The 12645-nt window shown below is 68.8% G+C and carries 14 protein-coding genes; 4 read left to right on the top strand and 10 right to left on the bottom strand.

Features of this window, described 5'->3' with window-relative positions; genetic code table 11:
- Nucleotides 1–75: 75 nt before the first annotated feature.
- Entirely contained in the window at nucleotides 76–1101 is a 1026-nt protein-coding gene (locus OG700_RS30950) for an IS630 family transposase (protein WP_405622103.1), read from the bottom strand.
- Nucleotides 1102–1374: 273 nt separating this feature from the next.
- Between OG700_RS30950 and OG700_RS30945 the strand changes: the two genes are divergently transcribed.
- Nucleotides 1375–1638 (top strand): hypothetical protein, encoded by a 264-nt coding sequence (locus tag OG700_RS30945; protein ID WP_405619315.1) that lies wholly within the window; start codon nucleotides 1375–1377, stop codon nucleotides 1636–1638.
- Between the two features lie 89 nt (nucleotides 1639–1727).
- Here OG700_RS30945 and OG700_RS30940 read toward each other — a convergent pair whose 3' ends face one another.
- Nucleotides 1728–3104 carry an MFS transporter gene (locus OG700_RS30940; protein WP_405622101.1) on the bottom strand — a complete coding sequence of 459 codons (1377 nt, stop codon included), beginning with the start codon at nucleotides 3102–3104 and terminating at the stop codon, nucleotides 1728–1730.
- A gap of 166 nt (nucleotides 3105–3270) precedes the next feature.
- Between OG700_RS30940 and OG700_RS30935 the strand changes: the two genes are divergently transcribed.
- Nucleotides 3271–3876, top strand: coding sequence for a TetR/AcrR family transcriptional regulator (locus OG700_RS30935; RefSeq protein ID WP_405619313.1), 606 nt, complete (start codon nucleotides 3271–3273; stop codon nucleotides 3874–3876).
- A gap of 87 nt (nucleotides 3877–3963) precedes the next feature.
- On the opposite strand, the gene OG700_RS30930 is transcribed toward OG700_RS30935, so the two are convergent.
- From OG700_RS30930 to OG700_RS30895, 8 genes are all read right to left on the bottom strand, one after another.
- On the bottom strand, nucleotides 3964–4302 hold the full coding sequence (locus OG700_RS30930; protein WP_405619311.1) for a metal-sulfur cluster assembly factor: 339 nt from the start codon (nucleotides 4300–4302) through the stop codon (nucleotides 3964–3966).
- On the bottom strand, nucleotides 4299–4763 hold the full coding sequence (sufU, locus tag OG700_RS30925) for a Fe-S cluster assembly sulfur transfer protein SufU (RefSeq protein ID WP_405619309.1): 465 nt from the start codon (nucleotides 4761–4763) through the stop codon (nucleotides 4299–4301). Before sufU ends, OG700_RS30930 begins: the two co-directional genes overlap by 4 nt.
- 11 nt (nucleotides 4764–4774) lie before the next feature.
- Complete coding sequence (locus OG700_RS30920) at nucleotides 4775–6049, bottom strand: cysteine desulfurase (protein ID WP_405619307.1); 1275 nt, start codon at nucleotides 6047–6049, stop codon at nucleotides 4775–4777.
- Complete coding sequence (gene sufC, locus OG700_RS30915; protein WP_405619305.1) at nucleotides 6046–6810, bottom strand: Fe-S cluster assembly ATPase SufC; 765 nt, start codon at nucleotides 6808–6810, stop codon at nucleotides 6046–6048. Before sufC ends, OG700_RS30920 begins: the two co-directional genes overlap by 4 nt.
- A gap of 7 nt (nucleotides 6811–6817) precedes the next feature.
- Entirely contained in the window at nucleotides 6818–7135 is a 318-nt protein-coding gene (locus tag OG700_RS30910; RefSeq protein ID WP_023542533.1) for a bifunctional 3-phenylpropionate/cinnamic acid dioxygenase ferredoxin subunit, read from the bottom strand.
- Nucleotides 7135–8313 (bottom strand): Fe-S cluster assembly protein SufD, encoded by a 1179-nt coding sequence (gene sufD, locus OG700_RS30905; RefSeq protein ID WP_405619303.1) that lies wholly within the window; start codon nucleotides 8311–8313, stop codon nucleotides 7135–7137. Before sufD ends, OG700_RS30910 begins: the two co-directional genes overlap by 1 nt.
- A gap of 73 nt (nucleotides 8314–8386) precedes the next feature.
- Nucleotides 8387–9808, bottom strand: coding sequence for a Fe-S cluster assembly protein SufB (gene sufB, locus OG700_RS30900; RefSeq protein WP_405619301.1), 1422 nt, complete (start codon nucleotides 9806–9808; stop codon nucleotides 8387–8389).
- The gene (locus OG700_RS30895) at nucleotides 9805–10617 is read right to left on the bottom strand and encodes a helix-turn-helix transcriptional regulator (protein WP_405619299.1); all 813 of its coding nucleotides are present in this window, start codon (nucleotides 10615–10617) and stop codon (nucleotides 9805–9807) included. The genes sufB and OG700_RS30895 overlap by 4 nt, the downstream gene beginning before the upstream one ends.
- A gap of 196 nt (nucleotides 10618–10813) precedes the next feature.
- Between OG700_RS30895 and OG700_RS30890 the strand changes: the two genes are divergently transcribed.
- A complete protein-coding gene (locus OG700_RS30890) occupies nucleotides 10814–11749 on the top strand; it encodes an ABC transporter ATP-binding protein (RefSeq protein ID WP_405619297.1) in 936 nt (311 codons plus the stop codon).
- A gap of 125 nt (nucleotides 11750–11874) precedes the next feature.
- Complete coding sequence (locus tag OG700_RS30885; protein WP_405622099.1) at nucleotides 11875–12591, top strand: ABC transporter permease; 717 nt, start codon at nucleotides 11875–11877, stop codon at nucleotides 12589–12591.
- The last annotated feature ends 54 nt before the right edge of the window (nucleotides 12592–12645 follow it).

Here is a 12645-nt window from a genome sequence, read left to right as displayed (position 1 = left end):
CAGCATTGGCCCACAACTCATTTGGGTTAATTTTCCGGGAAAGTTGTCTGGAATGACAGCTCATCCGGCATCCTGCTAGTGAGCTGGTTCGGAGATGCGTGAGCAGTAGCGGCAGATGCGGTCGAGGATCTGGTCGGCGGTCTTGGTCCACTTGAATGGCCGGGCTTCGTCGTTCCAGACCTTGATCCAGTTCTCCAGTGCGGCCTTGAGGTCGTCGAGGGAGCAGAACACACCGCGTTCGAGGCAGCGTCGTTCCAGCTCGGCGAACCACCGCTCGACCTGGTTGATCCATGACGAGTGGGTGGGGGTGAAGTGCAGGTGGAAGCGGGGGTGCGCGAGCAGCCACTTGTGCACCACCGGTGCTTTGTGGGCGGAGAGGTTGTCGCAGATCACGTGGACCGCCAGGCCAGGTTCCGTCTGGCGGTCGATCTCGTCGAGGAAGTCGCGGAAGTCGACGGCCCGGTGCTGCGCGGAGAGTTTCGTGATCACCTTGCCCGTCGCGGTGTTCAACGCGGCGAACAGATCGACGGTGCCGTGCCGGACGTAGTCGAAACTCCGGCGCTCGGGGACCCCGGGCACCATCGGCAGCACCGGCGCGGTCCGTTCAAGGGCTTGGATCTGCGGCTTCTCGTCCACCGCGAAGACAGCCGCGTTGGCCGGCGGGGCGAGATAGAGGCCGACGACGTCACGGACCTTGTCGATCAGGAACGGATCCGGGGAGATCTTGAAGGTCTCGGTCCGCCACGGCTGCAGACCGAAAGCGTGCCAGATCCGCAGCACACTCGCGGGGGAGATCCCCACCGCCTTGGCCAGTTCCCGCTTCGACCAGTGCGTCCCGCCTTCGGGTGTCTGCTCCAGGGTGCGGACCACCACCTCTTCGACCTGGGCATCGGTGATGCTCCGCGGTACCCCGGGCCGAGGCTCATCAGCGAGCCCGTCGAGCCGGTCGCGCAGGAACCGGGTCCGCCACTTGGCGACCGTGCCCCGGTTCACCCCCAGCCGGGCCGCGACCGCCAGGTTCGGCCCGCCCTCCGCGCACGCCAGCACGATCCGCGCCCGCAGGGCCAGACCCTGCGCGGTCGTCCGGCGCTTGACCCACATACTCAACACTTGCCGCTCGGCCTCGCTCAGGACCAACGGCTCCAGCCTGCTGTCACCCACAACCGACAGCAGACCGAAGCCAGTCGGCACCCGTCAGCCGAACCCGCGAATTGGTGCGCAAAGCGACTCACGTGGTGCCCAACGAACTCACAACCAGATCACTAGTGGGCCGCCGACGCCGCAGCCCACTACTCCAACGACACGGAGGCAGCAAGGGCAATCCCCACCCACCGCACCCCCGCCCACAGCCTGCTCGTCCCGGACCCCACTGGGATGCAACCCCTGTGCGGACGCGAGGAGTTCACCGCCGTCCTCGCCGACATCGTCACCGACACCGCGCCCCGGCTGTTCGCTGTCGTCCAGGAGTACGGCGACCGGGTCGACGGCCGCGTCGCCGCCTGGGGCATGGCGTTCGAGGACCACGCCGAGGTGATCAGCGTCGAAGGCCACCGCCGCACCCGCGCCCCCTCACCCGAACACGCGCTGCGCGCGTACCGGCTCGGGACCGGGGTGATACCGCTGCTGATGTGGCCGTAGGCAGCCCGAAGGGCCTGAAGAGGGGGTCCCCTTCAGGCCCGCGTCAATGGCCTTGGCCCGGTGGGCCGTTCCCGTCGTCGCGCGGAGACTTACGCGGGGTCGGACCTCTCCAGCCACAGGCCCGTGAACACGGCGGTGGCCAAGGTGACGGCGCCCGCCACGGCGAAGGCGCTGTTGAGGCCGGTCGCGACGGAGCCGCCGCCGGATTGCTGGGCGCTGACGACAACTCCGAGCAGCGCCACACCGAGCACCGCGCCGATCTGCCGGGTGGTGCTGCTGATCCCCGAGGCGAGGCCGCCCTCCTGCGGGCCGACCGCCGCGATGGCGGCGCCGGTCAGCGGGGACATCGTCAGCGCGAAGCCCACGCCGACCACCGCCAGCCGCCACCACACGTTCCCGTAGCCGGTGTCCGCGTGCACGGAGCCTAGGGCCAGCAGTCCCAGCCCGGCCAGCGCCAGGCCGACGGTGACCACGATCCGGAAGCCGTACCGGGCGGCGAGCCGGCCCGCGTACGGGCTGACGACGACCATGGCGAGTGAGGTGGGCAGGGTCTGGAGGCCGGCCCGCAGAATCGAGCTGCCCTGCACGTACACGAAGAACTGGGAGAAGAAGAACGACGAGCCCATCAGGCCGAACCCGACCACGACCATCGCCGTGTTGGACACCGTGAACAGCCGCTGCCGGAACAGCCGCGGCGGCAGCATCGGCGCCGCCCTGCGGCCTTCGACGGCGATGAAGACGGCGAGAAGCACCGCCGCTGCCGAGAAGCCGCCCAGGATCACCGGCGAGGTCCAGCCGCGGGAAGCGCCCTCGATCAGCCCGTAGGTCAGCGCCCCCACCCACAGGACGGACAGGACTGTTCCCGGGATGTCGATGGCGGGGGCGCCCGGATTGCGGGACTCGCCCAGCACGCGCAGTCCGGCCAGCAGCAGGACGACGCCGATCGGCAGGTTGATCAGGAAGATGGCGGGCCAGCCGAAGGCATCCGCCAGCACTCCGCCGGCCACGGGCCCGGCCGCCAGACCGATGCCGCTGATTCCGGCCCACAGCCCGATCATCCTGACGCGCTCCCGCGGCACCGGACAGGCGGCGACGACCAGGGCCAGGGAGGCCGGGCTGAGCGCGGCGGCACCGATGCCCTGAAGTACGCGTCCGGCGATCAGCCAGCCGATCGAGGGGGCGAGGGCGCACAGCACGGACGCGGCGGTGAACACCGCGACCCCGGCCAGGAACACCCGCTTGCGGCCGAAACGGTCGGCGAAGACGCCGCCGGACAGCAGCAGCATCGCGACCAGCAGCACGTAGGCGTTGACGATCCACTGCAGACCGGTCAAGTCGGTGTGCAATCGCTGCCGCATGTCGGGCAGCGCCGCGCCGACGATCGTGTTGTCGAGCAGCACCATGAACTGCCCCAGGCAGGCCACCACAAGCAGCGCTGCCCGATTCGGTCGGTCGCTCACGGCCATCGGCGATACGGCCGTGGCGGTGCCTTCGTACGCGGTCAAGACGGCCCCCTCATTCGTCTGGTGCATCCGACACCACAAAAGCAGTTACTTCCTGCGTTAGCGGAGAATAGGGCAGCCCGGCAGACAAACGCAAGTGAGGACTGCGTTAAAGAGTTAAGGTGGGGCCATGAACGATCCAGAGCGCGCCCGGCGGCCCGGCGGGCGCAGCGCCCGTATCCGCACGGCGGTGCACCAGGCCGTCACCGACCTGGTCAACGAACGCGGCTACGGCGGCTTCACCGTCGGCGACGTCGCCGCCCGCGCGGGCGTGGCCGACAGCAGCGTCTACCGCCGCTGGGGCAACCTGGAAACCCTGCTCGGCGACGTGACGCTGGCACGCCTCAACGTACGGTCGCCGATGCCCGACACCGGGAGCCTGGCCGGCGACCTGCGCGCCTTCGCGGCCAACGTGGCCCGCGAGATCACCGGCCCCGACGGCCTTGCGGTACTGCGCCTGACCGTCACTCTGACCAGCAACGGCCAACAGGGCCTGCAGGCACGTGACGACTTCCTCGCCGAACGCACCCAACAGATGCGGTCCATGCTCGACCGCGCCCGCGAACGCGGCGAGAACCCGCCCGGCGCACTCGACGTGCTCGACCACATCTCGGCCCCGATGTACATCCGCGTCCTGTTCGGCGCGGGCCCGCTCACCCCGGAGTACGTCGACGGGCTGGTCGACCGACTCATACAGGCGCAGCCTCCCGGCCCCGAGGCCGAGCACCCGCGGTAGTGGTACGACAAAGGCGTGGCGCGCCCCCGCCAAGGGGAGCGCGCCACGCCTTCGTAAAGCGGCCGAGCGGCCGGCCGGACTACCGGATCAGACGTTGAAGCCCAGCGCGCGCAGCTGCTCGCGGCCGTCGTCCGTGATCTTGTCCGGGCCCCACGGGGGCATCCAGACCCAGTTGATCTTCAGCTCGTTGACGATGCCCTCGGTCGCCGACTTCGCCTGGTCCTCGATCACGTCGGTCAGCGGACAGGCCGCCGACGTCAGGGTCATGTCGAGGGTGGCGACGTTGGACTCGTCGACGTGGACGCCGTAGATCAGGCCCAGATTGACGACGTCGATCCCCAGCTCGGGGTCGACGACGTCGTACAGCGCCTCGCGGACCTCCTCCTCGGAGGCCGGCTTCATCATCACGGTCTCGTTCTCGCTCATGCCGTCTCCTTCTGCGCGGTGTCGCCCAGTGCCTGGGCCGTCGCGTCCTTCCACGCCATCCAGCTCAGCAGCGCGCACTTCACACGGGCGGGGTACTTGGAGACGCCGGCGAACGCCACGGCGTCCTCCAGCACCTCCTCCATCGCCTCGTCGGGCTCGATCTTGCCCTTGGACTGCATCAGTTCCAGGAACGTGCTCTGGATCTTCTGCGCGTCCGCCAGTTCCTTGCCGACCAGCAGCTCGTTCAGCACGGACGCGCTGGCCTGGCTGATGGAGCAGCCCTGGCCCTCGTACGACACGTCGGCGACGCGCGAGCCGTCGTACTTCACGCGGAGCGTGATCTCGTCACCGCACGTCGAATTGACGTGGTGCACCTCCGCGTCGCCGTCCCGCAGACCGCGCCCGTGGGGGTGCTTGTAGTGATCCAGGATGACTTCCTGGTACATGGAATCCAGCTTCACCGGTCAATCCCTCATCCGAAGAAATTACGGACGTGCTCCAGCCCGTCGACCAGAGCGTCGACCTCGGACTGCGTGGAGTACAGATAGAACGACGCTCGCGTGGTCGCCGGAATTCCGTACCGCAGGCAGACCGGCCGTGCGCAGTGGTGACCGACCCGGACGGCGATGCCCTGCTCGTCCAGCACCTGACCCACGTCGTGCGGGTGGATGTCTCCGAGTGTGAAGGAGATCGTCGCACCGCGCTCCTCGGCCGTGGCGGGGCCGATGATCCTCAGATCGGGGACGTCGAGCAGCCGCTTCACCGCGTACTCGGTGATGGCGTGCTCGTGCGCGGCGATCTTGTCCATGCCGATCGCGCTCAGATAGTCCACGGCCGCGCCGAGGCCGACGGCCTGGGCGATCGGGGGCGTACCCGCCTCGAACTTGTGCGGGGCGGGGGCGTATGTCGAGGAGTGCATCGACACGGTCTCGATCATCTCGCCGCCGCCGAGGAACGGCGGAAGGTCCTCCAGCAGCTCCTGGCGGCCCCACAGGACGCCGATCCCGGTCGGGCCGCACATCTTGTGACCCGTGAAGGCCACGAAGTCGGCCTGGAGCGCCTGCACGTCGACCGCCACGTGCGGGGCCGCCTGCGAGGCGTCGATCAGCACCAGCGCGCCGACCTCCTGCGCGCGGCGGACGATCGCCTCGACGGGGTTGACCGTGCCCAGGATGTTCGAGATCAGCACGAAGGAGACGATCTTCGTCTTCTCGGTGATGACCTCGTTGATGTTCGACAGGTCGAGCCGGCCGTCGTCGGTGAGACCGAACCACTTCAGCTTCGCGCCGGTGCGCTGCGAGAGCAGCTGCCACGGCACGATGTTGGAGTGGTGCTCCATCTCCGTGATGACGATCTCGGTCTCGTGGTCCACGCGGTAGGGCTCGTCGGCCCAGCCCAGCATGTTCGCCACGAGGTTGAGCGACTCCGAGGCGTTCTTGGTGAAGATGACCTCGTCGCGGCTCGGCGCGTTGATGAACGCGGCGACCTTGTCGCGTGCGCCTTCGTAGAGCGCCGTCGCCTCCTCGGCGAGCACATGGACGCCGCGGTGCACGTTGGCGTTGTGCTGCTCGTAGTACTCGTTGAGGGCGTCGAGCACCTGGCGCGGTTTCTGCGACGTCGCCGCGTTGTCCAGGTAGACGATCTTCTTCCCGTCGTGGACCAGCCGGTCCAGCAGGGGAAAGTCCTTACGGACCGCCTCGTCGAGCAGTCGGTCGGACCCGGTGAGGAGGCCTGACGGCTGTGTCACGCGGATGCGCCACCCTTCGCGTATGCCTCGTAGCCCTCGTTCTCCAGCTTGTCCGCCAGCTCCGCGCCGCCGGACTCGGCGATACGGCCCTGCGCGAAGACATGCACGAAGTCGGGCTTGATGTAGCGGAGGATCCGCGTGTAGTGCGTGATCAGCAGGGTGCCGACCTCTCCGCTCTCCCGGACGCGGTTGACGCCCTCGGAGACGACCCGCAGCGCGTCGACGTCCAGACCGGAGTCCGTCTCGTCGAGGATCGCGATCTTGGGCTTGAGCAGTTCGAGCTGAAGGATCTCGTGGCGCTTCTTCTCGCCGCCGGAGAAGCCCTCGTTGACGTTGCGCTCCGCGAACGCCGGGTCCATCTGGAGCTGCTCCATCGCACCGCGGACCTCCTTCACCCACGTACGCAGCTTGGGTGCCTCGCCGCGCATGGCGGTGGCGGAGGTGCGCAGGAAGTTGGAGACCGAGACTCCGGGGACCTCGACGGGGTACTGCATCGCGAGGAAGAGCCCGGCGCGGGCGCGCTCGTCGACGGTCATCTCCAAGACGTCCTCGCCGTCCAGCGTGACGGTGCCACCGGTGATCGTGTACTTCGGGTGGCCCGCGACGGAGTACGCGAGAGTCGACTTGCCGGAGCCGTTGGGGCCCATGATGGCGTGCGTCTCGCCCTGCTTGACGGTCAGGTCGACGCCCTTGAGGATCTCGCGGGCACCGCCCTCCGCCTCGACAGTGACGTGCAGGTCGTTGATTTCAAGGGTTGCCATGGGTGACTCAGGACTCCTGGGTGACGGAGACGAGCACATCGTCCCCTTGGATCTGTACGGGGTATACGGGGACGGGGCGCGTCGCGGGAAGGCCGTTCGGCTTGCCGGTACGCAGGTCGAAGCTGGAGCCGTGCAGCCAGCACTCGATCGAGCAGTCCTCGACCTCGCCCTCCGAGAGGGAGACGTTCGCGTGCGAGCAGATGTCGTTGATCGCGAACACCTCGCCCTCGGTACGGACGACGGAGACCGGTATGCCGTCGAGTTCGACCCGCTTGGGGGTGCCGTCCTCCAGCTCGGTCAGTCCACAGACACGGACGAAGGCCATCAGACCGATGCCTCCAGCTCCGCCTCGATCTTGGCGAGCAGGCGTTCCTCGACGTCGGGCAGTCCGATCTGCTGGACCAGCTCGGCGAAGAAGCCGCGGATGACGAGGCGGCGGGCCTCGATCTGCGGGATACCGCGCGACATCAGGTAGAAGAGCTGCTCGTCGTCGAACCGGCCGGTGGCCGAGGCGTGACCGGCGCCGGCGATCTCGCCGGTCTCGATCTCCAGGTTCGGTACGGAGTCGACCCGGGCGCCGTCCGTGAGGACCAGGTTCCGGTTCATCTCGTAGGTGTCGGTGCCCTCGGCGACGACGCGGATGAGCACGTCACCGATCCAGACAGCGTGCGCGCCGTCGCCCTGGAGCGCGCCCTTGTAGACGGCGTTGGACTTGCAGTGCGGGGCGTTGTGGTCGATCAGGAGGCGGTGCTCCTGGTGCTGGCCCTTGTCGGTGAAGTAGAGGCCGAACAGCTCGGCCTCGCCGCCGGGACCCGCGTACTCCACCCGCGGGTGGAGCCGTACGACGTCGCCGCCGAAGGTCACCACGATCGACTTGAACGAGGCGTCCCTGCCGACCAGCGCGTTGTGCTGGGAGACATGGACGGCGTTGTCGTCCCAGTCCTGCACGGACACGACGGTCAGCTTGGCGCCGTCGCCGACGAGGAAGTCGACGTTCGAGGCGACCACCGCGTCACCGGTGTGGTCGATGACCACGACCGCCTCGGCGAAGGCGCCCAGTTCGATCACCTGGTGCGTGAACGCGGTACCACCCTGGCCGTGCACGGTGATCCGGATCGGCTCGGTGAGCACGGTCTCCTTGGGAACGGAGACGATCGACGCCTTCTCGAACGACGTGTACGCCTGGGCGGCCACCCGGTCGACCGGCGTACCGGCCTTGCCCACGCGCGGGTCGTCGCGGCCGACGGTCTCCTGGACGACGCCCGCCGGGGCGGACACCTCCGTACGGATGAGGCCGTCGGCGACGGCCGTCCCGTCCTGGAGACCGCGCAGCCGCTCCAGCGGCGTGAACCGCCACTCCTCCTCGCGGCCGTGCGGAACGGGGAAGTCCGCGACGTCGTAGGACGGCGGCGCGCTCATGCGCGTGGCGACGGTCGACTCGGCGGCCACCGCGATCGAACCGGCGGTGGTGGAACCCACCGGAATGTTCTGAGCCTCAGCCATGGCTGTCGTCGTGCTCTCTCTCTGCCTCTTGGGGAATCGGTCGCTGCTGCTGCCAACTGGCGCTCGGGGAGCGTCAGCCGACGGAGCCCTCCATCTGGAGCTCGATGAGCCGGTTGAGCTCCAGGGCGTACTCCATGGGCAGTTCCTTGGCGATCGGCTCCACGAAGCCGCGCACGATCATCGCCATCGCCTCGAACTCGGTCATACCGCGGCTCATCAGGTAGAAGAGCTGGTCCTCGGAGACCTTGGAGACCGTCGCCTCGTGCCCCATCGACACGTCGTCCTCGCGGACGTCCACGTACGGATAGGTGTCGGAGCGCGAGATGGTGTCGACCAGCAGCGCGTCGCAGAGCACGTTGGACTTCGAACCGGGCGCGCCCTCACCGATCTCGATGAGACCTCGGTAGGAGGTACGGCCGCCGCCGCGCGCCACCGACTTGGAGACGATGTTGGACGAGGTGTTCGGAGCCATGTGGACCATCTTGGCGCCGGCGTCCTGGTGCTGGCCCTCGCCCGCGAAGGCGATGGACAGGGTCTCGCCCTTGGCGTGCTCGCCCATCAGGTAGACGGCCGGGTACTTCATGGTGACCTTGGAGCCGATGTTGCCGTCGACCCATTCCATGGTCGCGCCCTCGTAGGCCACGGCACGCTTGGTGACGAGGTTGTAGACGTTGTTCGACCAGTTCTGGATGGTCGTGTAACGGCAGCGGCCACCCTTCTTGACGATGATCTCGACGACGGCGCTGTGCAGCGAGTCCGATGAATAGATCGGCGCCGTGCAGCCCTCGACGTAGTGGACGTAGGCGTCCTCGTCCACGATGATCAGCGTCCGCTCGAACTGGCCCATGTTCTCCGTGTTGATACGGAAGTAGGCCTGGAGCGGGATCTCGACGTGCACGCCCTTCGGCACGTAGATGAACGAACCGCCGGACCACACGGCCGAGTTCAGCGAGGCGAACTTGTTGTCGCCGACCGGGATGACCGTGCCGAAGTACTCCTGGAACAGCTCCGGGTTCTCCCTCAGAGCGGTGTCCGTGTCCTTGAAGATGACGCCCTGCTCCTCCAGATCCTCGCGGATCTGGTGGTAGACGACCTCGGACTCGTACTGGGCCGCGACACCGGCGACGAGGCGCTGCTTCTCCGCCTCGGGGATGCCGAGCCTGTCGTACGTGTTCTTGATGTCCTCGGGCAGGTCCTCCCAGGACTCCGCCTGCTTCTCCGTCGACCGGACGAAATACTTGATGTTGTCGAAGTCGATGCCCGACAGGTCGGAACCCCAGCTCGGCATCGGCTTCTTGCCGAACAGCTTCAGTCCCTTGAGACGGAGCTTGAGCATCCACTCCGGCTCGTTCTTCTTCGCCGAGATGTCGCGGACGACCTCTTCGGAGAGACCGCGCTTCGCGGTAGCGCCTGCCGTGTCGGAGTCGGCCCAGCCGTATTCGTACTTGCCCAGGCCGTCGAGCTCAGGATGGGCGGTCTCCGTGGGGAGCGTCATGCGGGGTTCCTCCCGGCCGTGCTTTCGGATGCGTGATGATCGGTCTGCTGGCTGATCTTCGGTGGATCGGTCTGTGGGGTGCCGCCGGTCCGTGCCGGATCCGGTGGCGCGCCGTGCCCGGCGCTGTGGGGGATGAACGTCGTGCACACCCCGTCGCCGTGGGCGATGGTCGCCAGCCGCTGCACATGGGTACCCAGCAGCTCGGAGAAGAACTCCGTCTCCGCCTCGCACAACTGCGGATACTTCTCGGCCACGTGGGCCACCGGGCAGTGGTGCTGGCAGAGCTGCTCGCCCTGCTGGTTCGGGGCGCTGCGAGCCGTAGCAGCGTACCCGTCCGCGCTCAGCGCCCTGGCGAGCGCCTCGGTGCGCTTCTCGGGTCCGGCGGCGTCGACGGCCTCCCGATACGCCCCCGCCTGGGTGGCGATCCGGTCGCGGGCGAAGGCGGTGACGGCCGCGTCGCCGCGCGCACCGCCGCCCGCGCCGCGGGCGATCCAGTCGATGGCGTCGGCGGCGAGCTTGTCGTACGACTGATCGAAGGCGTCCCTGCCGCAGTCGGTCAGGGCGAACACCTTGGCGGGCCTGCCACGGCCGCGTGAGCCGTAGACTCGCTGCTCGCGCGGCTCCACGACGGCGTCGGCGACGAGCGCGTCGAGATGGCGGCGGACGGCCGCCTGGGTGAGCTTCAGACGCCCGGCGAGGTCGGAGACGGTGGACGGGCCGTGGTCCAGGATGGAGCGCGCGACCCGGTTGCGCGTCGAGCGCTCACCGGTCGCGAGTTCCTCCTGCGGAGCCTCGCCAACGTATTTCACAACGCCATTGTTGCGTAATTCCTCCGGGAGTGACAACAGCCCTCCGGTACGACAAGTGGTGCGCTGCGTCACTTAGGGTCACCTAAGAAGAGTGTGGGCGGAGTCACCGACGGGAGTTCACCCGCCCCCGGACCCGGCCCCCGGACCGACCCGGGCCTCCCCCGGCCGCCGCCCGGACAGGGCCTAGACTCACGGCATGCGCAGCGTCGTCGGAGAGCCGGTGGTCCAGGTCCGGGGCCTGGTCAAGCGGTACGGGGCCAAGACCGCGGTGAACGGCCTGGATCTGGCGTTCCGGGCGGGCACGGTGTCCGCGGTCCTCGGCCCCAACGGAGCCGGCAAGACCACCACGATCGAGACCTGCGAGGGCTATCGCAGGCCGGACGAGGGAACGGTACGGGTCCTCGGACTCGATCCCGTGGCCGACGCGGCGCGGCTGCGCCCCCGGCTCGGCGTGATGCTCCAGTCCGGCGGCGTGTACTCCGGCGCCCGCGCGCAGGAGATGCTGCGCCACATGGCCACCCTGCACGCGAACCCGCTGGACGTGGCCGAACTGATCGAACGCCTCGGGCTCGGCGGCTGCGGCCGTACGGCCTACCGGCGGCTCTCCGGCGGCCAGCAGCAGCGGCTCTCGCTCGCCATGGCGGTCGTCGGCCGGCCCGAGCTGGTGTTCCTGGACGAGCCGACCGCCGGGCTCGACCCGCAGGCCCGCCGGTCCACCTGGGACCTGGTGCGCGAGCTGCGCGCCGACGGGGTGACCACCGTACTCACCACGCACTTCATGGACGAGGCCGAGGAGCTGGCCGACGACGTCGCGATCGTCGACGCCGGCCGGGTCGTGGCGCACGGCACCACCGAGGAGCTGTGCCGGGGCGGCGCCGAGAACACCCTGCGCTTCGCCGGCCGCCCGGGGCTCGACCTCGGCTCGCTGCTCAAGGCGCTGCCCGACGGGTCGGCCGCCGCCGAGCCGACGCCCGGCACCTACCGGATCGGCGGCACGATCGACCCGCAGCTGCTCGCGACGGTGACGTCGTGGTGCGCGCAGCACGGGGTGATGCCGGACCGGATCTCCGTCGAGCGGCACACGCTGGAGGACGTCTTCCTCGAACTGACCGGCAAGGAGCTGCGGCCATGAGCGCCGGTACGGACACGGATGCGGACACGGGTACGGGTACGGGTACGGGGATTGGTGCCGGCACGGGCGAGGGCACGGGCGTCGGCAGATACACGCCCGCCCCGGGCGCGGCGCCGCTGTCGCGGATGATCGCCGCGCAGACGGCCTTCGAGACGAAGATGCTGCTGCGCAACGGCGAGCAGTTGCTGCTGACCGTGATCATCCCGAGTCTGCTGCTGGTGCTGTTCTCGACGGTCGACATCATCGACACCGGCTCGGGCGCGTCGGTCGACTTCCTGACTCCCGGTGTCCTCGCGCTGGCCGTGATGTCGACGGCCTTCACCGGGCAGGCCATCGCGACGGGGTTCGAGCGGCGCTACGGGGTGCTCAAGCGGCTCGGCGCCTCGCCGCTGCCGCGCTGGGCGCTGATGACCGCCAAGACGCTCTCCGTCCTGGTCACCGAAGTGCTCCAGATCGCGCTGCTGACGGTCATCGCGTTCGCGCTCGGCTGGTCGCCGGACGGCAACCCCTTCGCCGTGCTCCTGCTGCTCGTCCTCGGTACGGCGGCGTTCTCCGGACTCGGGCTGCTGATGGCGGGCACCCTCAGGGCCGAGGCGACGCTGGCCGCGGCGAATCTGGTGTTCGTGCTGCTGCTGGTGGGCGGCGGCGTGATCGTACCGCTGGAGAAGTTCCCGGACGTGGCGCAGACGCTGCTGGGGCTGCTGCCGATCGCGGCCCTCTCCGAGGGGCTGCGGGACGTGCTCCAGCACGGTGCGGGCATGCCCTGGGACGACCTCGGGGTGCTGGCCGTCTGGGCGGTGCTCGGGCTCGGGGCAGCGGCCCGTTTCTTCCGCTGGGAGTAGGGCGGCCGGGGCGCGGGGACCCCTCGTGACCGCGTTCACAAACGCCCGCCTACC

The sequence above is a fragment of the Streptomyces sp. NBC_01508 genome (assembly GCF_045040315.1).
In the GTDB taxonomy this organism is placed as follows: Bacteria; Actinomycetota; Actinomycetes; order Streptomycetales; family Streptomycetaceae; genus Streptomyces.
This window is presented reverse-complemented; position numbering and strand designations above follow the sequence as displayed.